Annotated in this window: 27 protein-coding genes, 1 tRNA gene and 1 pseudogene; 10 read left to right on the plus strand and 19 right to left on the minus strand. The window is 60.1% G+C overall.

Annotated elements, in window-relative coordinates; translation table 11 throughout:
* Positions 1-45: 45 nt before the first annotated feature.
* The 3 genes from ACNAZS_RS17895 to ACNAZS_RS17905 are packed head-to-tail and all read right to left on the minus strand — an operon-like array spanning position 46 to position 2,074.
* On the minus strand, positions 46-597 hold the full coding sequence (locus ACNAZS_RS17895) for a carboxymuconolactone decarboxylase family protein (protein WP_415791758.1): 552 nt from the start codon (positions 595-597) through the stop codon (positions 46-48).
* A 2-nt stretch (positions 598-599) separates the two neighbouring features.
* Positions 600-1,148, minus strand: coding sequence for a hypothetical protein (locus ACNAZS_RS17900; RefSeq protein WP_415791760.1), 549 nt, complete (start codon positions 1,146-1,148; stop codon positions 600-602).
* A 56-nt stretch (positions 1,149-1,204) separates the two neighbouring features.
* Positions 1,205-2,074, minus strand: a complete 870-nt coding sequence (locus ACNAZS_RS17905; RefSeq protein WP_415791762.1) for an amidohydrolase family protein — start codon at positions 2,072-2,074, stop codon at positions 1,205-1,207.
* Between the two features lie 106 nt (positions 2,075-2,180).
* Between ACNAZS_RS17905 and ACNAZS_RS17910 the strand changes: the two genes are divergently transcribed.
* Positions 2,181-3,080 (plus strand): LysR family transcriptional regulator, encoded by a 900-nt coding sequence (locus tag ACNAZS_RS17910; protein WP_415791765.1) that lies wholly within the window; start codon positions 2,181-2,183, stop codon positions 3,078-3,080.
* 101 nt (positions 3,081-3,181) lie between these two features.
* Here the strand turns inward: ACNAZS_RS17910 and modC are convergent, their stop codons facing one another.
* From modC to ACNAZS_RS17980, 14 genes and pseudogenes are all read right to left on the minus strand, one after another.
* Complete coding sequence (gene modC, locus ACNAZS_RS17915) at positions 3,182-4,300, minus strand: molybdenum ABC transporter ATP-binding protein (RefSeq protein WP_415791767.1); 1,119 nt, start codon at positions 4,298-4,300, stop codon at positions 3,182-3,184.
* 18 nt (positions 4,301-4,318) lie between these two features.
* Positions 4,319-4,996 carry a molybdate ABC transporter permease subunit gene (gene modB / locus ACNAZS_RS17920; RefSeq protein WP_415791769.1) on the minus strand — a complete coding sequence of 226 codons (678 nt, stop codon included), beginning with the start codon at positions 4,994-4,996 and terminating at the stop codon, positions 4,319-4,321.
* 12 nt (positions 4,997-5,008) lie between these two features.
* Positions 5,009-5,773 (minus strand): molybdate ABC transporter substrate-binding protein, encoded by a 765-nt coding sequence (modA, locus tag ACNAZS_RS17925; RefSeq protein ID WP_415791771.1) that lies wholly within the window; start codon positions 5,771-5,773, stop codon positions 5,009-5,011.
* 79 nt (positions 5,774-5,852) lie between these two features.
* Positions 5,853-6,629 (minus strand): hypothetical protein, encoded by a 777-nt coding sequence (locus ACNAZS_RS17930; protein WP_415791773.1) that lies wholly within the window; start codon positions 6,627-6,629, stop codon positions 5,853-5,855.
* Between the two features lie 9 nt (positions 6,630-6,638).
* Positions 6,639-7,133, minus strand: coding sequence for a type III secretion system chaperone (locus tag ACNAZS_RS17935; RefSeq protein WP_415791775.1), 495 nt, complete (start codon positions 7,131-7,133; stop codon positions 6,639-6,641).
* Positions 7,134-7,352: 219 nt separating this feature from the next.
* On the minus strand, positions 7,353-8,282 hold the full coding sequence (locus ACNAZS_RS17940; RefSeq protein ID WP_415791777.1) for a siderophore ABC transporter substrate-binding protein: 930 nt from the start codon (positions 8,280-8,282) through the stop codon (positions 7,353-7,355).
* Between the two features lie 126 nt (positions 8,283-8,408).
* Complete coding sequence (locus ACNAZS_RS17945) at positions 8,409-9,170, minus strand: CPBP family glutamic-type intramembrane protease (RefSeq protein WP_415791779.1); 762 nt, start codon at positions 9,168-9,170, stop codon at positions 8,409-8,411.
* A 4-nt stretch (positions 9,171-9,174) separates the two neighbouring features.
* Positions 9,175-9,771 carry an aminoacyl-tRNA hydrolase gene (gene pth / locus ACNAZS_RS17950; RefSeq protein WP_415791781.1) on the minus strand — a complete coding sequence of 199 codons (597 nt, stop codon included), beginning with the start codon at positions 9,769-9,771 and terminating at the stop codon, positions 9,175-9,177.
* Positions 9,772-9,912: 141 nt separating this feature from the next.
* The gene (locus tag ACNAZS_RS17955) at positions 9,913-10,533 is read right to left on the minus strand and encodes a 50S ribosomal protein L25/general stress protein Ctc (protein ID WP_415791783.1); all 621 of its coding nucleotides are present in this window, start codon (positions 10,531-10,533) and stop codon (positions 9,913-9,915) included.
* Positions 10,534-10,670: 137 nt separating this feature from the next.
* Complete coding sequence (locus ACNAZS_RS17960) at positions 10,671-11,621, minus strand: ribose-phosphate pyrophosphokinase (RefSeq protein ID WP_415791785.1); 951 nt, start codon at positions 11,619-11,621, stop codon at positions 10,671-10,673.
* Between the two features lie 147 nt (positions 11,622-11,768).
* A tRNA-Gln gene (locus ACNAZS_RS17965) sits at positions 11,769-11,845 on the minus strand.
* 1 nt (position 11,846) lies between these two features.
* Positions 11,847-12,776 carry a 4-(cytidine 5'-diphospho)-2-C-methyl-D-erythritol kinase gene (ispE, locus tag ACNAZS_RS17970; protein WP_415791787.1) on the minus strand — a complete coding sequence of 310 codons (930 nt, stop codon included), beginning with the start codon at positions 12,774-12,776 and terminating at the stop codon, positions 11,847-11,849.
* Positions 12,773-13,351, minus strand: coding sequence for a lipoprotein insertase outer membrane protein LolB (lolB, locus tag ACNAZS_RS17975; RefSeq protein WP_415791789.1), 579 nt, complete (start codon positions 13,349-13,351; stop codon positions 12,773-12,775). The genes ispE and lolB overlap by 4 nt, the downstream gene beginning before the upstream one ends.
* Positions 13,348-15,245, minus strand: a pseudogene (locus ACNAZS_RS17980) (tetratricopeptide repeat protein). Before ACNAZS_RS17980 ends, lolB begins: the two are co-directional and overlap by 4 nt.
* Here ACNAZS_RS17980 and mutM point away from each other — a divergent pair.
* The 4 genes from mutM (at position 15,244) to ACNAZS_RS18000 (ending at position 19,170) form a co-directional block, all read left to right on the plus strand.
* Positions 15,244-16,071, plus strand: a complete 828-nt coding sequence (gene mutM, locus ACNAZS_RS17985; RefSeq protein ID WP_415791791.1) for a bifunctional DNA-formamidopyrimidine glycosylase/DNA-(apurinic or apyrimidinic site) lyase — start codon at positions 15,244-15,246, stop codon at positions 16,069-16,071. The pseudogene ACNAZS_RS17980 and the gene mutM sit on opposite strands and share 2 nt — an antisense overlap.
* 133 nt (positions 16,072-16,204) lie before the next feature.
* The gene (locus ACNAZS_RS17990; protein WP_415791793.1) at positions 16,205-17,158 is read left to right on the plus strand and encodes an MBL fold metallo-hydrolase; all 954 of its coding nucleotides are present in this window, start codon (positions 16,205-16,207) and stop codon (positions 17,156-17,158) included.
* Positions 17,159-17,264: 106 nt separating this feature from the next.
* Positions 17,265-18,959: an FAD-dependent oxidoreductase gene (locus ACNAZS_RS17995; protein WP_415791795.1), complete on the plus strand. Its 1,695-nt coding sequence runs from the start codon at positions 17,265-17,267 to the stop codon at positions 18,957-18,959.
* Between the two features lie 10 nt (positions 18,960-18,969).
* On the plus strand, positions 18,970-19,170 hold the full coding sequence (locus ACNAZS_RS18000; protein WP_415791797.1) for a DUF2783 domain-containing protein: 201 nt from the start codon (positions 18,970-18,972) through the stop codon (positions 19,168-19,170).
* Here the strand turns inward: ACNAZS_RS18000 and ACNAZS_RS18005 are convergent.
* Positions 19,167-20,075 (minus strand): LysR family transcriptional regulator, encoded by a 909-nt coding sequence (locus tag ACNAZS_RS18005; protein ID WP_415791799.1) that lies wholly within the window; start codon positions 20,073-20,075, stop codon positions 19,167-19,169. The two genes, ACNAZS_RS18000 and ACNAZS_RS18005, sit on opposite strands and share 4 nt — an antisense overlap.
* 162 nt (positions 20,076-20,237) lie before the next feature.
* Here ACNAZS_RS18005 and hmgA point away from each other — a divergent pair, with 162 nt between their 5' ends.
* Together hmgA and fahA are read left to right on the plus strand one after the other, a co-directional pair.
* Positions 20,238-21,539 (plus strand): homogentisate 1,2-dioxygenase, encoded by a 1,302-nt coding sequence (gene hmgA, locus ACNAZS_RS18010; protein WP_415791801.1) that lies wholly within the window; start codon positions 20,238-20,240, stop codon positions 21,537-21,539.
* A gap of 9 nt (positions 21,540-21,548) precedes the next feature.
* The gene (gene fahA / locus ACNAZS_RS18015; RefSeq protein ID WP_415791803.1) at positions 21,549-22,865 is read left to right on the plus strand and encodes a fumarylacetoacetase; all 1,317 of its coding nucleotides are present in this window, start codon (positions 21,549-21,551) and stop codon (positions 22,863-22,865) included.
* Between the two features lie 12 nt (positions 22,866-22,877).
* On the opposite strand, the gene ACNAZS_RS18020 is transcribed toward fahA, so the two are convergent.
* Positions 22,878-23,612, minus strand: coding sequence for a FadR/GntR family transcriptional regulator (locus ACNAZS_RS18020; protein WP_415791805.1), 735 nt, complete (start codon positions 23,610-23,612; stop codon positions 22,878-22,880).
* 163 nt (positions 23,613-23,775) lie between these two features.
* Here ACNAZS_RS18020 and ACNAZS_RS18025 point away from each other — a divergent pair, with 163 nt between their 5' ends.
* The 3 genes from ACNAZS_RS18025 (at position 23,776) to ACNAZS_RS18035 (ending at position 26,587) form a co-directional block, all read left to right on the plus strand.
* Complete coding sequence (locus tag ACNAZS_RS18025) at positions 23,776-24,597, plus strand: NAD-dependent epimerase/dehydratase family protein (protein WP_415791807.1); 822 nt, start codon at positions 23,776-23,778, stop codon at positions 24,595-24,597.
* A complete protein-coding gene (locus tag ACNAZS_RS18030; protein ID WP_415791809.1) occupies positions 24,594-25,484 on the plus strand; it encodes an SMP-30/gluconolactonase/LRE family protein in 891 nt (296 codons plus the stop codon). Before ACNAZS_RS18025 ends, ACNAZS_RS18030 begins: the two co-directional genes overlap by 4 nt.
* A 119-nt stretch (positions 25,485-25,603) precedes the next feature.
* Complete coding sequence (locus ACNAZS_RS18035; RefSeq protein WP_415791811.1) at positions 25,604-26,587, plus strand: TRAP transporter substrate-binding protein; 984 nt, start codon at positions 25,604-25,606, stop codon at positions 26,585-26,587.
* Positions 26,588-26,677: the final 90 nt, after the last annotated feature.

Genomic DNA, 26,677 nt, shown 5'->3' on the forward strand with positions numbered 1-26,677 from the left:
AATGACCCGTAAAAATCCGACGCATGAAAAATTGTCTGCCGATGATCAACGCGCAAAGCTGACCGTACTGCCATCCGGAGGACCGATGTCGAACACGTTGATCGTCATGGAAATCAAGGTGTAATAACCCGCGACCCCGACCAGGTCCACCACGCTATCAGTCCCGAGCACTTCTATCGCCTCTTGATATAACGCGTCCTCGACACGACGCTTCTGCAGCAAGGCACGCACGAATCGATACACCACCGACTCATCGGGTTGGGAAAACACCGGCTCATCGCCTACGCGGATCTGTTCGGCGACGGTCGCATCCAGTCCCGCCTTCACGGCGATGGGATGATGCGCCCACCATTCGAATGAGGCCTCCCACCATGCCGCCATCGTCAGGATGGCCAATTCGGATAGACGAGGGCTCAGGCTAGAGTCGTAACGGCAGTATTGCCCCAGCGCCTGAGCGTGCTCTGCCAGGCCCGCACGATGCAGCCAGATCGCCAATGGCCCACGCACTTTGCCGCGTGGCCCCGAGGCAATCGCGTCATAGATGCGACGCTGATGGTCGGACATATTGTCCAGTTCGGGTGGATTCAATCGGGGCATATTCAGGCCTTTGTCGGTTCTTGCACCAAGCGAAACATGGTGCGTTTGGTATTCACGAAATTGGGGCGAACGCGGTCGCTCCAGGGCGTGGCGCGCACCGCTAGCCATGACGGCGATCCAAACGTTTCGCGCTCCACCAAGTCATAGCAAGCATAAAAGCGCGGCGAGCCTACCTGCGCGACGTAGCGCCGCGCACGCACAGTACCTGGCACGGCGGCCAATCCCGGCAAATGCTCGGTTTCATACCACTGATCGAAATCGGCTTCGGCACCCGGCTTGATATCGGTTTCAACCACATAAAACCAGGCAGCGGCCTGTCCCGTGGAGTGGCCCGCGACGTCCGTCGTCAAAGTCAGGTTGACCACTTGGGCCTGCGGATGCCGCGCACGCAGCACAGCCTGCAACGCCGGCACATCAATCGCAGCCGCTAACCAGGCATAGGTTTCACGGTGGTCCGCTGCGTGATAGATGTGCACATGCGCTTGCGTCACGCCAGGTAAGGCCAGCAACGCAGTGGTGTCCAAGGTCTCTTCCGGAAATTTGATCAGCATTGCTTCCATACTTGTGGTGTGTGAGGTTAGGGATTTCGTGATGAACGGCAGCGCGCTCAGGGAGCGAATCGGTACAACGCTTGCGGGTTGTCCACCAGTATCTGGCGCTGCATGGCAGGATCCGGGCACAAGCGCAGAAAGGTATTGAGCAACTCACCATCGTCCGGCATGTCGCCCGCCACATTGGGATGGGGCCAGTCCGTGCCCCATAGCAGGCGCTGCGGCATGACGTCCAGCAAGGCCGCCATCAAGGGCTCGGCATCCTGGAAAGGCCGTTTACCCTGGCTCGACACGCGATCCAATCCTGAGATTTTGATCCAGGCATTCGGCTGGTCCCGCAGCGCCAGCAGCGCCTGAAATGCTTCATTAGCGACGCCTTGGGCAGCCGCCACACGGCCCATGTGATCAATGACAAACGGGATAGGCAACGTTTTCAGGCGCGGCAACAAACCCATCAGCGATGCCTGGTCCGAATGAATGCACACATGCCATCCGAATGGCGCGATACGCGGCACGACACGTGCCAACTCATCCCAACCGCCATTGGCCAAATGCGCGACAAAGTTGTAGCGCACGCCACGTACGCCGCGCCGATCCAGTTCGGCGATGTCCTGCTCACTCACATCAGGCGCCACGAGGGCCACGGCGCGGTATTGCCCTGCCCCCTTGTCCAGCGCGTCCAGCGTGGCCGACATGTCGTAGCCATGGCAACCGGGCTGCACGATGACACCTCGGCTGAATCCGAGTTGCTGATGCAACTGACGCAACTGTTCGAATGGGGCATCTGGCGGCGTATAGGGACGCCCTTCGGCGTATGGGAAGACATTGGCCGGGCCAAATACATGGAAATGACTATCGCAAGCCTGTGCAGGCAAGACTTGGCTTGCAGGGGTGATCTGGGCGAGCGGGGCAGCGCAATCGGGCATAGGGATCGCTTCGTTATCGTGACCCCTCATGATGCGCAGCCGGCGCGACCCCGGCAATGGGGTCTAGTGGACTTCTGATATAGAAAAAACGTATACCATTGCCTCTATGGATCTCAAACAAATCCGCTATTTCATTGTGGCCTGCGAGATGCGCAGCCTTTCCCGTGCCGCCGAGGTGCTGGGATTGTCGCAGCCCTCGCTGAGCCGGCAGATTCAATTGTTAGAGGCCGAATTGCGCCATCACTTGTTGATCCGCACGGGTCGGGGGGTCGAACCCACCCCCGCCGGCTTGCGCTTTCTGGCGCACGCCCAGGCGCTGGATGATCTGGCACAACACGCCAGACAAGATATGCGCGCCTATGCATCGACCTCGCAGGCCAAGGTACGCCTGGGGATGCCGCATCGCGTCGCGCGCCGACTGGCCCCGCACATCGTGCAGTCCTTTCGCCGGCAACATCCCCATGCCGCGTTGACCCTGGCTGAAGGGCTCAGCCTGGAAATGAACGAATGGCTGGTCAAGGATCGGGTCGATCTGGCCTTGCTGTACGATCCGCCGCCCTCGACACTCGTGCGATATGAGTCGGTGTACCGCGAGGACCTCGTGCTGGCGTACGGCAAATCCTGTCGGCCGGCTCCGCCACCACGCGTGCGTGCGCGGGATCTGGGCCGCTACCCGCTGGTCTTGCCCAGCGCGCCCAATACGATTCGCGCACTCGTCGATAAGACATGCCGCGATCTCAGTGTCGCGCTGGATATCGCCGCCGAAGTCGACGTCGTGCACACCATCCTGGAAACCATGACCCAGGAAAGCCTGTACACCATTCTGCCGCGTTCCGCGTTAAATGATATGCAAGGGCAAGACTACTTGATTTGCTCGGAGATCATCGACCCCGTGATCATGAACAACCTGACGTTGGCTACCCCCATACGCCAGACGCTGCCGCCTTTCGTCGAGTCGACCGCCAGCATCATTCGCGCGCTGGACATGAAACAACTGTTTGCCTGACGATGTTTTCGGGTGATGGCGTGACGGCGTGCTCACGTGTTTGCATGCTTGCGTGCTCATGAGTTTGCATGCTGCCGCTCTATCCGAGCACGATGCCACCCTCAGACCAACACGGACACCGCTTTGATCTGCGCCCAGGCATGTGTGCCGGACGCCAGCCCTAGTTGATCGCGTGAATAACGGGTGATCCGCGCCAATAAAGGCGTACCATCGGCATCCAATCGCACCAGAATATGATCAGGATGATCCGCCGGCGCCATGTCCTGCACGCGCACCGGGATCACATTCACAATGCTGCTTTGTTCGGGATGCACCAGCGTGATACTGACGTCGCGGGCCTTGACGGCCAGCCGGACAGTAGAGCCCAACGGCAACGATGGATGCACGACACGCAGGCAAGCACTGCTGCCCGGCAACTGTACGGCCATCAACTGATAGTCGGCATCAAACATCGTGACAGCACCTTCGACGACGACCGAAGCGTCATCCGCTCGGGCCAAGGGCAGATCCAGCCTCGTCAGCATCTGGGCAATGTCGCCGCTGGCCAACGCACGGCCCTCGCTCAGCAACACCAGATAATCGGCCAGGCGCACGACCTCCTGGGGAGCATGGCTGACGTAGATCACCGGGATGTCCAGCTCGTCGTACAGCCGCTCGAGATAGGGCAAAATTTCTTGCTTGCGCGCCATGTCCAGCGACGCCATGGGTTCGTCCATCAGCAACAAGCTCGGACTGGTCAGGAGCGCGCGTGCGATGCCGACCCGCTGACGCTCGCCACCCGATAAACCCGCGGGCATGCGAGACAACAAATGCGTAATGCCCAACAGCTCCGTCGCCTGACGCAGATCCACGCGGCGCTGCACCGCGGGAATGCGCTTCAGGCCGAACGTCAGATTGCGCTGCACCGTCAGGTGCGAAAACAAGCTGGCCTCTTGAAAGACATATCCCAGCGAACGCCGATGCGTGGGCACGGCGACGCCGGCCTCGGTATCGAGCCACACTTCTCCGTTGACCCGTAAATAGCCCTGCGTGACAGGCGCTAAACCAGCAATGCAGCGCAGGCAGGTTGTTTTGCCTGAACCAGAATGTCCATAAAGCACGGAAACGCCGCGCCCGGGCAAGTGTAGATCGACATCCAGCGAAAAATCAGGGTAATCCACCCGAAAGCGCGCTTCGATGCCCGTGTTCGACGAGAGAGCAGCCTGATCAGAGAGTGACATGTCCGACCTGACGCTCCATCACCACAGTGGCGAGGTACGCCGTCGCGTATACAACAACAGCAGCACCACAAACGCGAAGACCACCATGCCGCCCGACAACCAATGCGCCTGTTCGTACTCCAGGGCCTCCACATGATCGAAAATCTGGACGGACACGACACGGGTCTTGCCCTCGATATTGCCCCCCATCATCAACACCACTCCGAACTCGCCCACCGTATGGGCAAAACCCAGGATGGCGGCGGTGATAAATCCCGGGCGTGCCAGCGGCAACACCACGGAAAAGAAGCAATCCAGCGGGCTGGCGCGCAACGAAGCCGCCTCCTCGAGAGGGCGAACACCGATAGCCTCGAACGCGTTCTGCAAGGGCTGCACGACAAAAGGCAGGGAGTAAATCACCGAGGCCACGACCAGACCACTAAACGTGAAGGGCAATATTCCCAGGCCTAGCGCTTGCGTCGCCTGCCCCACCCAGCCGTGCGGGCCCGTCGCGACCAACAAGTAAAACCCCAACACCGTGGGCGGCAAAACGAGCGGCAACGCGACGACGGCACCCACCGGCCCTTTGAAGCGCGAGCGGGTGCGCGCCAGCCACCAGGCGATTGGCGTGCCAACCAGCAACAGCAACAACGTCGTCAACGATGCAAGTTGAATCGTCAGCCAAATGGCGGCAACGTCGGCAGAGTCCAGGGGCATGCAATATTGCCTTTATTGGCCGCTTGATTGATAACCGTACGATTTGATGATCTCGGCGGCCTTGGGGCCTTTGAGATACTCGACAAACGCGGAGGCGACGGGATTGCCTTTACCCTTGTCCAGGACGACCGCATCTTGTTTGATAGGGTCATGCAGCGAACTGGGCACCATCCAGGCCGACCCACCGTTCAGTTTACCGTCCTTGAAGATTTGCGATAGTGCGACAAAACCCAGTTCGGCATTGCCGGACGACACGAACTGCAGGGTTTGGCCGATGCTCTGCCCTTCAACGATTTTCGGCTTCAGCGTGTCGGTGAGCCCCAGTTTTGCCATGACTTGGGTGGCGGCCAAGCCATACGGCGCGGCCTTCGGATTGGCAATGGCCAGATGCCGGAACGTATCCTGCTTTAACACCGCGCCCTGATCATCGACATAATCGGCTTTGGCAGACCACAACGCCAGCGCCCCCACGGCGTACGTGAAACGCGACCCCGGCACGGTCAGGCCCTCGGCCTCGAGCTTGGCCGGGCGCTCGTCGTCCGCCGCCAGAAACACCTCGAACGGCGCGCCATTTTTGATTTGTGCGTAAAACTGCCCCGTCGCCCCAAAGGACGCGAGGACCTTGTGGCTGGTATCCTGCTCAAACTGCTGTGCGATCGCCTGCATGGGGGCAGTAAAGTTCGCCGCGACGGCGACTTGCACTTCGCCCGCCAGGGTCGATGTGGCGATGGAAAACAAGCCAGTCGCTACCAGAACAGCAGGGCACAAAGTACGCATGGCAGGGGGGTTCCAAGGATTGAGAATTTCGCTATATACAATACTATATAACGAAAATATTCCCCCACGCCGATGGCGCCTAACTGCTCGCCAATCTCGGCGGCCCTTCCGCGACATTCGACAAGGGAGACGTCGGCTGCCCCTCCTCAGCGTCGGGTAATGGCGGCATCGACAGTCCTTCCTCTGCATTCGACAATCGCGACGTCGACGGCTCCTCTACGCCGTCCGATAATGGAGACGTCGACGGCTCCTGAATACCGCCGGGTAATGGAGGCATCTGCTGTGTACGGTTCCACGGCATCGGCGCCGGCAACACTAAATGGGAGTATGAATAGGCCAAATCGACGGCAATCACGATTCCCAACACGACCGGATGTCCTGTCAGAGCCAGCGTGGCCACCAATTTCGCGCCCGTGACAGTGGCACCCAGCATGTCGCCTTGACTCAATTTCGACACGAGCTTGACCGAGCTGACCAAGCCACTCGTCACGAGACCGTGACTTCCGATGCCAATGCCCACTTGAACCGCAGCGTCAACTATACGATCAAGACACGCAACCGCGTTAATGCTGCAAGTAATAAACAGCACGCCATCGAGACTGATGAAACTGCCATTCAGGCAATTTCTGAATGCGACAACGCTTCCCACCACGTTCAAGGCGGCAAAAGTGGAATCCAGCGTGATACTGCCGATGGTGCACAACGTGTCGTAACTCGTATGCGCGACGGGCTCCAGCGCCAATGCCGCAGCCGCGGTCTTCATGGCGTCTCCCGTCCCTCCTTTCACAGCGTCAATCATGGACGTATCAGGAGAAAACGGCGCCAACACCGGCGTTATCGTGGGGGCGGTTTGCATTTTTTCTCGTCACACAAGCGCAATGGGACCCGTGTCCGGGGATGCGGGGGAGACATCGATCGATGTCGTTGCTGTCAGGATTTGCTCGATGTCACCGCTGACGATGGCAGTCGCCAACGCGTCGATATGCTCGACAAACGCGGTCAACGTAGCGGCGAACGCCTGCTCGGTCCAATTTTCCGGTGCAGGCACCCAACTCAATCGCAACGCGATCTCCCGGGTATCGGGCGCCAGTCCCACACACCCCATGCCGGAACAGCTCGGCGCCATATTGAGGGCTAGCAACGCCAGTAAGGTATCCACCCGGACCGACGCGTCGGCGATACCGAGTATTCCTGTAAATACCAACACGCCATGCCCAGGCACGGGGGTAATACCCAGCGCCTGGCCCTGTTTGGTCTTGAGAACCATGGCCCCGCTATCATCGAGGCAGATCGGAATACCCAGGGCCTGCTCCAGGCGGCTCCCCCAGCTACGTAGTATCGCCACGGAATCGATTGCCATGTCTACAGCCAAATAGAGTTGGACTGCAGACTAAGTAACTGCGGAGAGCTTCAAGTTCCAATCATCAATTGCAGGCAGCCCATGACCTGGATCAGGAAACCAAAATACGCAGCGGGTCACTCAGCAACATGTTTGCCCAATCTGCGCGTACGTCGTCACACGCCGGCCCAAGCGCCAGCGTGCCTTGTGCGTTTTAGGTGTTAACGAGATGGCCCGCTATTACTTCATGGCCTTCAGCATGTCTGCGCTGATTGTCTGCAAATTCGACAGCCCGGTCGTCACGATATACCAGCCGTTCGGATCGGCGTAGTAGACATGCCCGGTCTTGTACGCGCGCGTCTGGCTCAACTCGGGATGTTTGGCCAGGGTTTGTGCCGCCGTCCTTTCACCACCATTGATGGCGCCGCGATCCAGAACAATCAACCAATCGGGGTCTGCGTTTACCGCGGCGGTGAGGGTCTCGGCGCGCTTGGCCGTGGCGGCTTTGGCTTCGGGCGAACCCGGTTCGGGGCGCGGCTGTGACGGCGTGTTGGGATCGTTGGCCGGCAAGACGGATTTCAAACCCGACAGTTCGTACGCGTAGCCGAACCGGTCACCAGGCGCGTGAGCCATCACATTGCCTTTGACGGCAAAGAGAAAGACACCGGTTTTACCTTGATTGGCCGCATGCAATTGCTCAACCGCGCCATTGAGCTTGGCCAATGCTGCGCTTGCCTGGGCTTGCTTGCCAAAAGCTTTGCCGATGGCATTGGTGCTGGTCTCGACGGAAGACAAAAATGCCGTCGGGTCGGCCGTAAAGCTGACAGTGGGTGCGATTTTCTCTAGCTCCGGGATCGCCTTTTGACTACGGCCACCCGCGAAAATAAGATCCGGTTTGATCTCTTTCAAGACGGCATAGTCGGGCTCGAACAGCGATCCAACGACGGTGGTCGTGCTAAACGGCGCTAGCCCCCCTTCGTAGGTCGATTTCGGTACCCCGGCGACAGGGATATCCAGGGCATGCAAGGTATCCAGAATCCCCAAATCGAAGGTCACGATTTTTTCGGGCGTCGTAGGCAGTGTTAATGCGACCTCGTCATGCGGTAACTCGAACGCAAACGACGAGAAAGAGGCGAAAACCGATCCTGCCAACAAAATCCAGGGTTTCACAGCGGTAGTACTCCTTGTTGCGACGGGGGCCGTCACTGCTTAATAATGATATTGATTGTCAATATCAAGTATATCGGCAAACCCAAGGCAGCTTACAAAGAGCTAAACAACACATGTTGCACCGCGTTACGTGGTCCAGCGCATGATCAAGAAAATCAACAGGACCGGGCCGGCATTGAACATGCCATGCAACAACATGGCCGCGCCTATGCCGCGCCGCACGCGCATCCATCCCACCACCAGACCGGCAGACCACTGCGGCAACACCAGCAGCGGCAGCATCCAGTAGGCCGAGTCAGTCAACCGGAAATTGCTCAGGTGTACCCCGGCAAACACCAGGGCGGACAGGTGATAAACCCACGGGAAGCGCCAGCGATAGTACCGGCGCCATTCCATTTTCCAACCCGTGCGCTTGATCCGGCCACGGCGTAGCGGCAAGCAGGCCAGCACGATCACCATACCCACCCACGCCAAGGTCCACCCCTGCGCGCCCCACAGCAGTGGCGGCAACATGGCGGGACACACCCATAACACCTGTCCAGGTCGACGCAGGCCATAGCGAAACAGCATTTCTTCGATGAGAGGTGCCCACAGGATCGCTGTCAACCAAGGAATCGCGGCGGGGTCGATACGATGGGCCGCGCCGCCCGAATTGGCCGCGATCACAGCAATCGGCCCCAACGCGACAAAATTCAGGGCCCACAAGACGCAAGCCCACGCGAACAAGCGCCCGAAAGGCAGGCCCGGCCACCAATCGGAGGACAAGCCGCTGCCGGTACGACGCCCAGGCAATCGTCTCAAATCCGGCTGCTGTAAAAACTGCCAGAAATCGGCGACCTCTTGGCGAAAGCGGAGATTTCCTTGCGATGGCGCCAAAGGAGTACTCATCAATTCAGGCCGTGTTGCCACTGTGCAATTGGCGTGTGGCCAGATCAAAGTCGCCATCCAGCATGGCCGGTACGACGATACGGCAACGACGGATGACTTCGTCGATCCCTGTTTGTTCGTCGCGGCGCGGTGGATGCAACACAAAATCCACGACCTGTTGAGCCAGCCCCAGGGTCCGGGGATGGCCGATACCGATACGCAAGCGCCAAAAATTGGGACTGCCCAATGCAGCCTGAATATCTTTCAGGCCATTATGGCCGGCGTGCCCGCCCCCTTGTTTGAGCTTGACCTGCCCGGGCAGCAAGTCCAGTTCGTCGTGCAACACCAGCACCTGTTCGGGTGCGAGTTTGTAAAACCGCGCTAGGGCGCCGACGGATTGACCAGACCGGTTCATATAGGTGATCGGCTTGACCAGCAATACGTTCTCGCCCGCATGACGCGCCTTGGCAACCAGGCCGAAAAAACTTTTTTCCAGATTGAATTGGGCACGCAAATCATCTGCGAGATGATCGGCAAGCCAAAAACCGGCGTTATGGCGAGTGGTTTCGTAGTCGGGGCCTGGGTTACCCAAGCCCGCGATAAGGCGGATGGCAGTAGACATGGTGAGAATAGTAAAGGGGAAAGGCTACCGAGCCGTCGCGCATACAAAAACCCAGGCGGCCCGGCAATAAAAAACCCTGCACATGCTAACGCACACGCAGGGTTTTAGCCCGACACCCGACGCAGGTCGGGTTAATGGAACTTAGGCTTCAGCAGCAGGCGCAGCGTCAGCGGCGTCTTCGTCAGCGGCACCAGCACCACCGCCCTTGACCACAGCCGTCGCCAGCAGCGGGTTGGCTTCGCCACCGTGCGGCACGTACGTGACGCCCTTGGGCAGCTTGATGTCGGCCAAGTGCACCGAAGCGCCGGCCAACAGATTCTTCAGGTCGACTTCGATGAACTGGGGCAGAGCCGCCGGCAAGCAGGTGATTTCCAGCTCGGTGTTGATATGGCTGATCACGGCGCTGCTGAGTTTGACCGCGGGCGACTCGTCGCCGTTGATGAAGTGCAGCGGCACTTTGGTGTGCAGGGCCTGACCGGCATCGACGCGTTGGAAGTCAACGTGCAGAACTTGCGGCTTGTAGGAGTGCCATTGAACCGAACGCAACAGAACGGGTTCTTCCTTGCCTTCGAATTGCATTTGCAGGATCGAAGCGTGGAATTGTTCTTTACGCAGGGCGTGGAAAATTTCGTTGTGGTCGAGTTCAACGTTTACGGGGGCAGCCTTACCGCCATAAACAATGGCAGGAACGCGACCCGCGCGGCGCAGGCGGCGGCTCGCACTCGAACCCTGGACGCTACGCGCAGTGGCAGTGAATTTCATGGATAACTCCAAACAGACTGGCAGTCGCAAAACTGCCTGTTAAGTGACACGGAACGCGACGCGCGGACCGTGTTGTTTACGCGCCTGCCGCGACCAGCAGGCGAGCAAATACGAAATAGGGGTCGATAAGCGTTAACTCAGTCGACGAACAGCGAGCTGACCGATTCGGCGTTGGAAATACGCAGAATGGTTTCGCCCAACAACGCCGCACACGACAACTGGCGGATCTTGGTGCTGCCCTGGCCTTGTTCGGACAGCGGAATCGTGTCGGTCACGACCAGTTCGTCAAGCTCTGAAGCCTCGATACGGTCGATCGCGCCACCCGAGAGCACAGGGTGCGTGCAATAGGCGTAGACGGCGCCAGCGCCACGGTCCTTGAGGGCCTGGGCGGCCTTGCACAGGGTGCCGGCGGTATCGACCATGTCATCCATGATGATGCAGGTGCGACCGTCGACTTCGCCGATGATATTCATGACCTCGGAGACATTGGCTCGCGGACGACGCTTGTCGATGATGGCCAGATCGGCTTCGAGCTGCTTGGCCAGGGCACGGGCACGCACCACGCCGCCAATATCAGGCGACACCACCACCAGATTGGACAAATCGCGGCGCCAGATATCGCCCAGCAAGATCGGGCCGGCGTAAATGTTGTCAACCGGAATGTCGAAAAAGCCCTGGATCTGATCGGCGTGCAAATCCATGGTCAGCACGCGGTCAACGCCCGCGACTTGCAACATGTTGGCCACGACCTTGGCCGAGATGGCCACGCGCGCGGAGCGCGGGCGACGGTCTTGGCGGGCGTAACCGAAATACGGGATGGCGGCGGTAATCCGGCCTGCCGAAGCCCGGCGCAACGCATCGACCATGACCATGATTTCCATCAGGTTGTCGTTGGTCGGGGCACAGGTGGGCTGCAAAACAAAAACGTCTTTGCCACGCACATTTTCGTTGATCTCCACCATGACCTCGCCGTCGGAAAAACGGCCAACGGTCATTTTCCCGAGAGACATATCAAGATGGTTGACAACGTCTACGGCCAGCCGGGTATTGGCTGTGCCGGTGAAGATCATGAAGCTATCGTTTGCCATGATAGAAGCTGCTGCGATGGTCAGTGAAGACGCGAGAACGTGTATTGCCGTGTGCAATCAATCTTGCCGAAATCGGCAAATAAAAAAGCTGCTGAACTGAGGCCAGTGTCTGACGGGCGTGTTCAACAGCTTTTTTATGTATTTTTTTGGCTGGGGAGGAAGGATTCGAACCTTCGCATGCTGGAATCAAAATCCAGTGCCTTAACCAGCTTGGCGACTCCCCAACTATCTTGCAACCCAATTCCGCAACGGATGCTCAGTTAACCCGGAACACACCCGTATCAACCTGAATCCTGCCTGCGAGTTGCCAGTTAATTCACCAGCGACGCGCATTGTAGCGGTAATTTCCCGCTCTGCCAAAACGGCCTGTTTCGCAGTGGCGTACTGGGCGAACAAACACGCACCAGACCCAGACATGCGGACATGTATGCCATGTCCCGATAGCCACTGCGCTGCTTGTGAGACCTCCACATAGCGGCGGTAAACCACCGGTTCCAAGTCGTTTCTGCCAAAAAATCCCGGCGCTGCCTGCTGTGCAGAACCTGTGCCAAAATTTTGTGAAGCAAGAAAGTCCGTTATTTTGACGGAAGAAGAATTCCTTGTCAAATCCGGATCGGAAAAAATATTAGCCGTAGGCACACTCACGTCGGGTTGGGCCACCAAATAGAAGGCGGGCGGCAACGTCAGTGGCGTGAGGTCTTCCCCGACGCCCTCGGCGAATGCCGACTGTCCAAATACGAAGACAGGTACATCCGCGCCCAACGGCAGGGCCAATGCCATCAACTCGCGGCGCGACAGGCTGGTGCCCCACAGGCGATTCAGCGCGATAAGTGTCGAGGCGGCATCGCTCGACCCGCCTCCCAGCCCGCCCCCTTGGGGGATCTGTTTTTCGAGCGTGATGCTCACGCCTTGGCGTGTTCCCGTTGCCTGCTGCAATGCACGGGCGGCACGCACGGTGAGATCCTGCTCGGAAGGCACACCCGGCAGGTCGGAAACGCGCTCAATACGGCCATCGCCACGCGCCTCGAAATGCAAGGTGTCGCACAGATCGATAAACCGGAACACGGTTTGCAGCAGGTGATAACCATCATCGCGACGGCCCACCACATGTAAAAACAAATTCAGCTTGGCCGGCGCGGGGACGTCATACATCATGGTTCATTGACGGCCAGCCGCACGGAAATGCGACGCCCCGGCTCTACACGTTGCAGTACCAGCAATCCCGGGCCTTGCGTGTCGTAACGAGACAGACGCGCCTGCCAGTCAGCCTGACGGAACGACACGGGACGACCCAGCTCGTCACGCTGCAAGTCCGTCGCCGCCCCCTCTACAACGCGACCACGCATCCAGTCGCGCAAATGAGATACGGGTATTGGACCGCCCAGGGCTTCTTCAGCCAGAGCGTCAGGGCTCGAGGCCTCGAATACCGCACCATCCGCTTTGGTCAGCGTGGCATGTCCGGGACGGCCTTCGACTCGCGCCTGAATAGACCCCAACGGACTCGTCAGATCCAGTCGATAGCGATCACCATCGTCTTGCCAATTAAAGCCCCCTTGCACGGCCTGCTGCTGCCCGTCCGCCTCGGTCACGGTGATGGCAAAACGCCCACTGCGAGAAAACGCACCATCGGCGGTGCCCGGTGGCGCGGTAGGCACACTCGTGCAGGCGGCTACGCCTGCGCATACCGCCACGGCCAGCCACGTACGCAGCGTTGCGAAGCCCCAGGTCATTGAGCCCCTCCAAGCGGTACGCCCAGCCGCTTGGCCGTATCAATCAGCGTGCGATTTTGGGGATCTTTTTTGAATCCGGCCTGCAGCAGTTCCTGGGCTTGGGCGCGCTGGCCGCCGGACCACAGCACTTCGGCCCAATGCGCAGCAATATCAGGCTCGGGCCGCTGGGCATAGGCGCGAGACAGGTAATCCGCGGCGGCCTGTTTATCGCCCATGCGGAATTTGACCCAGCCCATGCTGTCCAGGACGAACGGATTATCGGGCAACAACTCCATAGCCTGCGTAATCAGATCAAGCGCCTCGGGCAACCGCTCATTGCGATCGGCCAGCGTGTATCCCAGCGCGTTGTAGGCGTGTGCGTGTTCGGGGTCCAGCGCAATAACTTGACGCAGTTGCGCCTCCAGGTCCTTGTAGCGCTCCTGGCGTTCGTACAGCATGGCCAGTTCGTACTTGATTTCGACCGTATCGGGCTGGGCCTGATTAGCGATTTCGAGGACCTTTACCGCATCGTCAATGCGATCGGCATCGCGCAGGATCTGCGCTTTGGTCAGCACCCCTTGTATCTGGTCTTCTTCGTCGTTCGGTTGCGCCGCATCCACCATGGACAAGGCTTCGTCGATGCGTCCTTGCTTGGCCCGCAGTGCGGCCTGGCGCATTTGGGCGGAATAACGCAGCGCCGGATCATCAATCTGATTCAGTTGCGCAATGGCTTCGTCGTATTGCCCCTGGTCCTCGGCGATGCGGGACAACAGCACGCGGGCGTCGGCCTCGGCCGCACCGGCATCGCTCGCGCCTTCAGCGATAGACTCCTGACGCTGGTTTTGCACCGAGAGATACTCTTGCAGCAACAAGCGCGCCTGATCTTTGTGATCGGCCTTGTAGGCCAGTTGTGCTTGCATGTAAAGCAGGTCGAAGTCCTCGGGCGAACGGCGCGCCATCGCCTGCAACTCGGCGAGCGCCGCGTCGTAATCGCCACGGTCGGCCAACATGCCCGCCAGAGACAAATGCACTTTGCGCGCGTCAGGATGCTTGACCAGGAAGGCGCGGGCTTCGCTTTCCGCGCGCCCGGGATCGACCAGAGCGCCATACTCCAATACCCGTTGCGCGGCGGCTTCCGAGTCGGGGTCCGCTTGTAATGCCGCGCGAGCCTCTGCCACCGCCCGATCGCTTTCCCCGGCGGCCTGGGCGATATCGGCAAGTGCCAGATGCGCCTCGGACAGCTTGCGCACCTCGGGGCTGAACGACTCATCCAGAATCTTCAGCGCCAGGCGGCGGTCATTCAAACGACCAATTACCGCCAGCGCCTGTCCGATCGCAAAGGGCTTGTCCGGCGAAGCGTCAATACGCTTGCGTAACGCCGCCGCCAATCCGGCGGTCTGGCCATTGGCAGCCGCCAGGGCCAATTCGGTCGAGCTGGCTTCGATGTCGGTGGGAGCCTGTCGCGACCAAGTGCGAGCGGCCTCGAGTGCCCCGCCCAAATTGCCGCCGGCCAACTGGAACTCCAGGGCACGACGCGCCAACCGGGGATCTCCGGTTTCCTGAGACAGGGTCAATAGCGTTGCGGCCGCCGTATCGTACATGCCGCGCTGCGCGGCGACCTCGGAGGCCATCACGCGAAAAAAAATGTCCGCCGTCAGCGAAACATAAGGCAACTGCCCGGGACGCAAGCGGATAATTTGCGTTTCCGGCACCCGTGGCTTCGTTGACATCCGTGGCCCCGTCGCATCGCCCGGAACGGCATCGGCGGCCAGCGCCGGCAGGGGCAACAAGCCCGCCAGCGCAAACGTCAGTATCGTAGGTAGGAAATGAGCTGATTTGAATGACGACTTCACACGACCCGCCTGGTTGATGGCACAATCATCTGTACACGTTTGATCATCTTACACTGGCTCATGCCGGAACTCCCCGAAGTCGAAACCACCCGCCGCGGGATTGACCCCGTGATTACGGGCAAAACACTGCGTCGCCTGGTCGTGCGCGAATCGCGTATGCGCTGGCCCATCCCCGACGATCTACCTGCGTTGCTGTCCGAGCGGACCGTACTGGAATGCGCGCGCCGCGGCAAATATCTGTTACTACGTTTTGAGCATGGTACCCAGATTGTGCATCTGGGCATGTCCGGATCGCTGCGCAACGTGCTGGCCGGCGACATCCCGCTCAAACACGACCACGTCGACTGGGTCTTTGATCACGCCATCCTGAGGCTGCACGATCCGCGCCGTTTTGGCGCCGTCTTATGGCATCCCGAGAACGATGGGCCCATCATGTCCCATCCCTTGCTGGCCAAGCTGGGCATTGAACCCTTTGACCCCCGGTTTGACGGCGCCTGGCTGCATCAGCAGTTTCGAGGTCGCAGCATCGCCATCAAACAAGCCCTGCTCGCCGGCAGCGCCGTGGTGGGCGTGGGCAATATCTACGCCTCGGAAAGCCTGTTTCGCGCCGGCATCGATCCACGCACCCCCGCCAGCCGTGTCTCGCGGGCGCGCTGCACGCGATTGGCGGATTGCGTACGCGCGACGCTGGGCGACGCACTGGCCTCGGGCGGCAGTACGTTGCGCGACTATGTCAGCGCCACTGGCCAGCCCGGCAGCTATTTCGAGATTCATGCGGCAGTGTACGAGCGCGATGGCCGACCCTGCCGGGTCTGCGGTACGCCTATCCGCCGACTGGTCCAGGGCCAGCGGGCGACCTATTACTGCCCGAGCTGCCAACGACGCTGAGAGGCCTGGCGGATTGCCTGTATGGCCATAAATTCGTCTATAGCAAACGTATTGCACAAAAACGAATCACGAACTATATTGGCCGTATCCCAATCAGAACGGCCCGATGGCCGCCCCTAAAACAGGAGACATCGTGAGCAAACAATTCGCCTCGCACGCCGACCTCACTGACAAAGTCGTGTCGTTCGACAAACTTTCCGACAACGCTTATGCCTATACCGCCGAAGGCGACCCCAACACGGGGGTGATCATCGGCGACGAGGCAGTCATGGTGATAGACACGCAGGCAACGCCCGTGATGGCTCAGGACGTCATCCGCCGTATCCGCGAAGTCACCGACAAACCAATCAAGTACATCCTGCTGTCGCACTACCATGCCGTCCGGGTGTTTGGCGCATCGGCCTACAACGCCCAGGAAATCCTGGCCAGCCGCGATACGTACGACCTGATCGCCGAGCGCGGCGAGCAGGACAAGGCAAGCGAGATCGGACGTTTTCCCCGCCTGTTTCGCAATGCGGAGTCGATCCCGCCCGGCCTGGTATGGCCCACAATGACCTTTCAGGGTGCCATGACGGTCAACCTTGGCAATCTGGAAGTCCACCTGCTGCAAGTCGGCCGCGGTCACACCAAAGGCGACACCATCGCCTGGTTACCCGAACAAAAAATCCTGTTCGCAGGCGATCTGGTCGAATACCAGTCCACGCCCTATTGCGGCGATGCGTATTTTCGTGACTGGCCCACCACGCTGGACGCCCTCGCCGAGTTCGGTGCGGAAAAAATGGTCCCGGGTCGTGGTCCCTCCCTGAAGAACGCCACCGAAGTCCGCCAGGGCCTGGCCGGCACGCGGGCCTTTTTGACGGATCTGTATGGCGCGGTCAACCGCGGCGCGGCCCAGGGCAAAGACTTGAAGACGATCTACCGCGAGGTGTACGACTTCATGCAGCCACGCTATAGCGACTGGGTCATCTTCGATCACTGCATGCCTTTCGACGTGTCCCGTGCCTACGACGAAGCAACCGGCTACGACGACCCGCGCATCTGGACCGACAAGCGCGACATCGAGATGTGGAAACAACTGGAAGGCTGATTCATCTGCCCCAGTACCCGCACCGCACCAGGCCCGCGCACCGATCCCCTAGAGGAGACGGCGACGGGTCGTGACGAGCTTGCAGCTCGTCGCCAGGAGACACGGCGTGACCGACATGGATTACCAGGCGCTGGAGTTCGCCTATCAACCACACCCGGATCAAGTATCCCCCCGCCCGGCTTCGCACCGCGTCATCATCGTGGGTGCCGGACCGGTGGGACTCACCACGGCGCTCGATCTCGCGCACCGCGGCGTGCCCGTCGTTGTACTGGACGACGACTGCAAATTGTCCACGGGGTCCCGGGCCATCTGCTTTGCCAAACGCACGCTGGAAATCTGGGATCGCCTGGGCATAGGCGAACGCATGACAAGCAAGGGCGTGTCGTGGAATGTGGGCCGGGTTTTTTTCCGCGACGAAGAAGTCTGGCGCTTTGACCTGCTGCCCGAGCCCGGCCATCGACGCCCGGCTTTCGTCAATCTGCAGCAATACTACGTCGAAGGCTTTCTCTACGAAGCCGCCGACGCACACCCGCTAATTGATCTGCGCTGGAAAAGCAAAGTCATCGAGGTCACGCAACATGCCGGCCATGTCGAGGTGATCGTCGACACCCCTGACGGGCCGTACCCATTGCGGGGCGAATGGCTGATCGCCTGCGACGGCGCACGCTCGCCTACTCGCAAACTGGTCGGTCAGGAAAGCCATGGCCGCGTCTTCAAAGACCGGTTCCTGATCGCGGACGTCAAGATGGCGGCGGACTTTCCCGCGGAGCGATGGTTCTGGTTTGATCCGCCCTTTCATCCCAATCAATCGGTGCTGCTGCACATGCAGCCCGACAACGTCTGGCGAATCGATTTTCAACTGGGCTGGAACGCCGATCCCGCCGAAGCGATCAAGCCTGCCAACGTGCTGCCACGTATCCGCGCGCTGCTAGGGCCCAACGCGTCATTCGAATTGCAATGGGCCAGCGTGTACACCTTTGCCTGTGAACGCATGGAGTCGTTTCGCCATCAACGGATTCTGTTCGCGGGTGACGCCGCACACCGCGTCTCGCCCTTTGGCGCGCGCGGTGCCAACAGCGGCGTACAGGATGCGGAAAATCTGGCGTGGAAATTGCAGGCCGTCCTGGCAGGCACGGCACCCGAAACGTTGCTCGATACCTATCCCGCCGAACGCGAACAGGCGGCCGACGAAAATCTGTTGAATTCCACGCGATCCACGGATTTCATTACCCCGAAAAGCGAGGCCAGCCGTCACTTTCGCAATGCCGTACTTAACCTGGCACGTACGCATTCCTTTGCGCGCGGACTTGTCAACAGCGGACGCTTGTCGCTGCCCAGTACGTACCTCGATTCCCCCCTCAATACGCCAGACGACACCACGACGCAAGATGATGCATTTACGGGCCGCATGGTGCCCGGCGCGGTCGCCCTGGACGCACCGGTGCGCGATGCGGCGGGTCACGACGCGTGGTGGCTTTCTTACCTGGACGGCGACTTTGTGCTGGCAGTGTTTTGCGATGCACGTTCGCTCGACAGTGCGTCCCTGGCGGCATGGGAGGCACAGACGCCGCACACCACGCCTGTACGCATTGTGCTCGTCAATCTGGGCGCCGAGCCCTTGCATGCTCCCCCTTCCTTTGCGGTCGTGCAAGACACCAACACCTGCCTGGCACAACGCTACGACGCTCGCCCCGGCACCTGCTATCTCCTGCGCCCCGACCAGCACGTCGCCGCGCGTCGCCGTCATTTCGACGCCAGCGTCATGACCCACGCGTTACAACGCGCGCTCGGCGCCATTTGAGGTCCTTGCCATGCCTTTGATCACCGAACCCAACCTGCCTGCTCCCGACGCCTTTTACGAAACGTTGATCGACATCCACAGCGGCTTGACCGACGAACAAAGCGCCGAACTGAACGCGGCCTTGATCTTGCTCCTGGCCAATCATCTCGGCGATATGGACATTATTCGGGAAGCATTACTCTTGGCGCGGCGTTCTGTGGTGCCGGATTAAGGCGCATCGGCGAAGATATCGACCGTGATCGCCCGCAGCCATTGATTGCCGCTGTCGCGATGAAAACGCCGGTGCCAGTAAAGATTCGTCTGCAATGCCGGCACGCGCAATGGCGGCGCCAAAAGCCCCAGTTCAAAGTGCGCGGCGACACTATCGGCGAGTTTTTGTGGCACGGTAGCCAACAGGTCGGTCGCACTCACGATATGAGGCACAGCGGAAAAATGCGGCACACTGAAATGCGCATCGAGGGCGACGCCGGCTTTTTCCAGTGACTGATTGACCTGCCCGTGGGGGGCAGCGTGAGACACGACTAAATGCCGTTCGGCGCGAAACGCCTTCAGGCTCATGCCTTCGTGCGCCGTGGGATGCCCCCGGCGAAAAAGCGTGGCATAACCCTGACGAAACAACATGCGCTGCATGACGCCGCTACCCAGTCCCTCGAATGCGCCGATGGCCAGATCAATTCTGCCCGCGTCCATCTCGCGGCGCAGATCCGCGCCGGACAAATGCAATGAATCCATCCGTACGCCCGGTGCGTGACGAGCGCAGTGCTCGATCAGTCGGGGCATAAAGTAAATTTCGCCCACATCCGACATGGCAATACGAAACCGTCGCGGGCTCTCCTCTGCGCGAAAGTCGTGCCTCGCATCCAGCGTATGCGACAGGAGCGCCAGCGCCTCGCCCACGGGTCCGCCGAGTCGCTCCGCGTGAGGGGTCGGCTGCATGCCGTGCGTGGTCCGCACGAACAACTCATCGCCCAACACCGACCGCAAACGCCGCAAGGCATTGCTCACCGCGGGCTGCGACAAATTCAAGCGCCGGGCAACAGCCGAAATATTACGGTCCTCAAGCAAATGCTGAAAAATAACCAGCAGATTCAGGTCGATATTGCGTAGCTCCGCCATGCCTTGTCCTTGAGGTGTTACCTATATTCATAGAATTTATAGTCGATATTTTTATATTCCCATAGCCACACCACGATTTTTTCTCGACAATATGCACATCATCACGGCGCCGCCCGGCCGCTAGACAAGGCTACCGAATACGTGCGCCAGGAGACTCATATCATGTCCTTGCAATACCAATCTGGCTTTGGCAACGATTGGGCAACTGAAGCGCTGCCCGGCGCGCTACCTGTCGGCCGCAATTCGCCCCAACGCTGCCCTTATGGCCTGTACACCGAGCAGTTGTCCGGCACAGCCTTTACGGCGCCGCGCTCGGAGAATCGTCGATCGTGGTTGTATCGCATCCGCCCCAGCGCACAGCACTTGCCGTTCGAGCTTTTTACGGGTGCGCCGCGTTGGCTGAGCGAATTCGGCACCGGCCCGGTTACCCCGAATCAATTGCGCTGGAGCCCACTGCCGGTCCCCGATGCCCCCACAGACTTCATCGCAGGCGTGCAAACCTGGGGCGGCAATGGCAGCCCAGGCGAGCAAAGCGGCGTCGGCATCCACCTCTACGTGGCCAATCGATCCATGCAGGATCGTGTCTTCTATAACGCCGATGGCGAGCTATTGATCGTGCCGCAACAGGGACGACTGCGCCTGGTCACCGAACTGGGCATGATCGACCTCGAGCCCCAGGAAATCGCCGTCATTCCGCGCGGCGTCCGGCTACGCGTCGAACTCCCCGACGGTCACGCTCGGGGCTATATGCTGGAGAACTTCGGCGCCGCGCTGCGACTGCCGGAGCTCGGACCGATCGGCTCGAACTGCCTGGCCAACGCGCGCGATTTCCAGACACCGACAGCCTGGTACGAAGATGTCGACGGTGACTTTGAACTGATCGCCAAATTCACCGGCGGGTTCTGGCGTGCGACCATTGATCATTCGCCGCTGGATGTGGTGGCCTGGCATGGTACACACGCCCCTTACAAATATGATCTACGTCACTTTAATGCGGTGGGCTCGATCGGCTTCGATCATCCCGACCCGTCGATCTTCACCGTGCTGACAGCGCCGTCCGACACGCCGGGCACGGCCAACATCGATTTCGCTATTTTCCCGCCGCGCGTACTGGTCATGGAAGACACGTTCCGCCCTCCCTGGTTTCACCGTAACGTGGCCAGCGAATTCATGGGGCTGATTCACGGCGTCTATGATGCCAAAGCGGATGGATTTTCCCCAGGCGGTGCCAGCCTGCACAACTGCATGAGCGGCCACGGTCCCGATGCGGACACCTTTGAAAAAGCCAGTGCCGCGGACACGACACAAGCCCACTACATCCGCGATACGATGGCATTCATGTTCGAGACGCGCCGCGTTATTCGCCCCACAGAACAAGCACTGGCTAGCGCCGCGCGGCAAGACGACTATTACCGATGCTGGCAGGGCCTGAAGAAGCACTTCAACCCCACCACGCCTAACTGATCTATCGCCATGACAACTTTGAACGAAACCCACGACACCGCTCTGACCAGTTGGGTCACGACCGCTAATGACGACAGCACCGGTTTTCCGATACAAAACCTGCCATTTGCCGTGTTTCGCAAACAAGGCACACAAGGTGCCTTTCGTCCCGGCGTCGCCATTGGCGATCGCATCGTCGATCTGGCCGCCCTCGCCAAACTGAACGTTTTTGAGGGCCTGGCTGCCCAGGCGCTGAACACCTGCACCGGCGATAGCCTGAACGCACTGATGGCGCTGGGCCGCGATCACTGGCGCGCGCTACGCCTGGCCCTATCACGCGCGCTGCGCACCGGTTCCCCCCTGCAAGCGCAAATCGAGCCGCTGCTGTCGGCTCAGGCAGACGCCGAGTACACCACGCCTGCGCGCATCGGCGACTACACCGATTTCTATATTTCGTTGCACCATGCGACCACGATCGGCAAGCAGTTTCGCCCCGACAATCCGCTGCTGCCCAACTATAAATGGGTGCCGATCGGCTACCACGGCCGCGCCTCCAGCCTGGGCGTCAATCAGGCATTTCCGCGCCCGGTCGGACAGACGCGTCCCACGGCCGAAGGCGAGGCGCCCCAATTCGGCCCCTGCCAGCGACTGGACTATGAGTTGGAATTGGGCATCTTTGTAGGCACCGGCAATGCGCAAGGCGATCGCATTGCACTGGATCAGGCCGATGAACACGTATTTGGCCTGTGCATCCTGAATGACTGGTCGGCACGCGATATCCAGGCGTGGGAATACCAACCGCTGGGACCATTTTTGGCCAAGAATTTTGCGTCAACGATCTCGCCCTGGATCGTCACGCTCGAGGCGCTGGAACCCTTCCGGACGGCCTTTACCCGAGGCGCTGGCGAACCCCAGCCACTGCCCTATCTGTCGTCGGATACCAATCGGGCCCGCGGGGCCTACGACGTGCGAATGGAAGTGCTGATAACCACGCAAGCATCGCGCGCCGCTCGACATGCACCCGCCCATTTGTCGGCCAGTAATTTCAGTGAGGCGGGCTACTGGACGGTGGCACAGATGATCGCACATCACACGGTCAACGGCTGCAATCTGCAACCTGGCGATCTGCTGGGCAGCGGTACGCTATCAGGTCCGCAACCCAGCGAAGCGGGCTCATTGCTGGAATTATCCAATGGCGGCAAGGCGCCGATCGCCCTGCCCTGGGGGGAACAGCGCACGTTCCTGGAGGATGGCGATCAGATCATCATTCGCGCCGAGTGCCAAAAAGCCGGTTATCCCCGGATCGGATTCGGGGAGTCCGTCGGCACGGTGATGCCCGCCCGCTAAGGGGCCTGATCACTAACGCGCCCGAGCACGCCGCAATCGCTCGCGGCTGTTGCTCAGGTGAGTTCGCATGGCCGCGCGAGCATCGTCGGGCGCCTGGCGCGCAAGGGCATCATAGATGTCTTCGTGCTCGCGATTGACCCGCGCGAGGTACTGCTGACGGTCTTCGTCGGCAATACGGGCCGAATTAATGCGCGTGCGGGGAATAATGGCCGACCCCAGATGCGACATCAGATCGGCAAAATAACGATTGTCCGTGGCCTGTGCGATCAGCAGATGAAAGCGAAAGTCCGGCGTGATCGTATCGCCCTCGGTCGCCAGGCTGTGGCAAAACTCGTCAAGCGCCTGGCGCATCTGGGCCAACTGCACGTCAGTCCGGCGCTGCGCGGCCAGGCCCGCCGCCTCGCTTTCGAGACAGATACGTAACTCGAGCAGCACCAACACATCGCGCACGGTGGCCAAGTCTGCCGGATCGACACGAAAATCCGCACTATCGCTCGGCTTGAGTGCATAGGTGCCAATCCCGTGATGGGTCTCAACCAAGCCTGCCGCCTGCAATCGGGACAAAGCCTCGCGCACCACGGTACGACTCACGCCGAATTGCCGCATTAACTCGGATTCAGTCGGCAGTTTTTCACCGGGCAGGATATGCCCGCCCCGGATCCGATCGGACACGTCTTCAACCAGGCCCTGCGCCAGGTTGCGAGGCCGACGCGGAGCAGAAGCCTGCAAGTCTGCGAAGTGGGTCATCAAGGGATACCCCGGATAAAAGTGCACTTGACGTGAAAATTCTGGCCTCATTATACTGCCCTAAGTTGTACGACAACGTACATGTTCGACACGCAACACTGTCCCGCTCACGCATCAGTCAGCCTACGCCCTTGCTTCTGCCACCCCCAGCCGGAATGCCCGCATGACCTCTTCCCCTCCGCCCGCCCAACATTGCCACCGTCTGCTGATTACGGGCGCCGCGGGAGGCCTGGGCGGCGTTCTGCGAGAACGACTACGCCCCTACGCCGAGGTAAGGCGTCTGTCGGATATCGCCCCGCTCTCGCCGGCGGCAGAGGGCGAGGAAGTCGTCCCTTGTGATCTGTCCGACCTGCAAGCCGTCATCGCGCTGGTCCATGACACGGACGCCATCGTCCATCTGGGCGGCGTGTCGGTCGAGCGCCCATTTGAGGAAATCCTGCCCGCCAATATCCAAGGCACCTATAACCTGTATGAGGCGGCGCGCCTGAATGGCGTACGGCGCATCGTTTTCGCCAGCTCGAACCATGTCACCGGCTTTTACCGGCAAGACGAGGTGCTCGACGCGGCCACGCCACCGCGCCCCGATGGCTACTACGGCATCAGCAAGGCGTTTGGCGAGAATCTATCGCGCTTTTATTTCGACCGTTATGGCATTGAAACAGTGTGCCTGCGCATCGGTTCGTCCTTTCCAAAAGCACGCGATCGACGCATGCTGGCGACCTGGATGAGTTACGACGACCTGCTGCAACTCGTCGTACGTTCGCTCTTCACGCCTGACGTAGGCCATACGATTGTCTATGGCGCCTCCGCCAATCGCGATCGCTGGTGGGACAACCATCTCGCCCAGCATTTGGGCTTCGCCCCCAAAGACTCGTCCGAGCCGTTTCGCGCCGAAGTCGAAGCCCAACCCACGCCCGACCCCAACGACCCTGCGACGCAATACCAGGGCGGCGCCTTTGTCAAAGCCGGGCCGTTCAACGCATGACTGAACAGCCATGCATCGAGCGGCTGGGAGACCTCCTGTGCACGGTCGGAGAAAGTCCGGTCTGGCATCCCGGTGACCAAGCGCTGTACGGGACCGACATCCCGGCACGCCGACTGTGGCGCTATACCCCGGCCGATGGCCAGATCTGCCAGTGGCAAATGCCCGAAATGGCAGGCTGTATTGCGATGTCTGCAACGGGGTGGCTGGCCGCCATGGAAACCGGCCTGTACGCGTTGCCCGCGCTGACGCCGGATCAGCCCAAGCCCCAGGCCACCCCATTGACTACGGTCGACCATGCCGCGCCCAACATGCGCTTTAATGACGGTCGGTGCGACCGGCAAGGGCGATTTTGGGCCGGCACAATGGTTCAGGACATGTCACTGGCCAGCGACGCCGGTCGCTTGTATCGCTATGCGGATCGCAAGCTGACCATCCCGCTCGCGGCCCCCTTCATCGTGCCCAATGGCATGGCGTTCAGCCCCGATGGCGGCAAAATGTATCTATCGGACTCGCATCCTGATCGCCAGAGGGTCTGGGTATTTGATTACGACAGGGATGTCGGCGTGCCGCATCACGGCCGCGTATTCATCGAACGACTGCCTGCGGGCCGTCCGGACGGCGCGGCGGTGGATCAGGACGGCGGCTACTGGATATGCGGTAACGATGCCGGCATGCTGTATCGCTACACCCCTGATGGCCGGCTGGATCGCAGCCTGGCCCTGCCGGTTGCCAAGCCCGCGATGTGCGCGTTTGGTGGTGCCCGCCTAGACACCTTGTTTATTACTAGCATTCGCCCTCCCCACGCCGCAAAAGACGCGCTGGATGGTGCGTTATTCGCCTTCATACCCGGCCCCTGCGGCCTGGAGGAATCTGCTCACATCGGCTAGCCCCCGAGATGCCCCAATAAACGGGCCGCCACCCAGGCCCACACTGGCACCAACGCAGTGCCCGCAGCGATTTCCACAAGAGTCGAGTCGACAACGTACTCCCAATCCGGAGGTAGACAATGCTGTGCTTTACCCTCAAGCGCGCCACCGTGGCCGCGCTCAGTGCCCTGACCCTGTCGGCAGGCGCAATCACCCAAGCCGAAACGCTGCGTTCGGCCGATATCCATCCCAACGACTATCCCACCGTACAGGCTGTGCGCTATATGGGGGAGTTGATCAAGAAACGCACTGACGGGCGTATCGAAGTCAAAATTTATTCGGGCGGCGCGCTGGGCAGCGAAGGCGACTCGATCGAACAGGTCAAGCTGGGCGCGTTGGCCATGACACGCGTGAGCAGCGCGGCCATGCACAATATCTGCCAAACCACCCGTGTTCCGTCGTTGCCCTTTTTGTTCCGTTCGAAGGATCATCTACACAAAGTGCTCGACAGCGATATCGGCGACGAAATCCTGAAGTCTTGCGAAGACGCCGGCTTTGTGGGCCTGGCCTGGTATGACAGTGGGGCACGCTCGATGTATTCGGGCGAAAAACCCATCAAGACCAAGGACGACGTGCGCGGGATGAAGATCCGCGTGCAACAGTCAGACTTGTCGGTCGCCATGATCGAAGCGCTGGGTGGCAACGCCACACCCATGCCCATGGGCGAGGTCTACACCGCACTGAAGACCGGGCTCGTCGATGCCGCAGAAAACAACTATCCCAGCTATGAGAGCGCGCATCACTACGAGGTCGCGAAGTATTACTCGTTGACCGAGCACACCATGACACCGGAGATGTTGTTGTTCTCGAAACGCCAATGGGACAAGCTCTCTGATGCGGATCGCGACATCATCCGCAAGGCCGCCCTGGAATCCGTGCCCTACATGCGCAAACTCTGGAGCGAACGTGAAAACACTTCACGCGCGGTCGTCGTCAAAGCGGGCTCGGAGATCATCGAACCCGATAAGGCCTCGTTCCAGGCCGCCATGGCGCCGGTATACGAACGGTATGTCACTACACCGGAAATGAAAGACCTGGTGTCTCGCATCCAGGCAGTTAAATAAGGAAGAGTCATGTCTGCCCAAGCGCTTTCATCTACGGAAGGCAGCGGCAGCACACTCGCACGGGTCTTCAATGGCTACGCACAGTTGTGC

Source organism: Bordetella tumulicola (assembly GCF_965138755.1).
GTDB classification, from domain to species: Bacteria; Pseudomonadota; Gammaproteobacteria; order Burkholderiales; family Burkholderiaceae_B; genus Bordetella_A; species Bordetella_A tumulicola.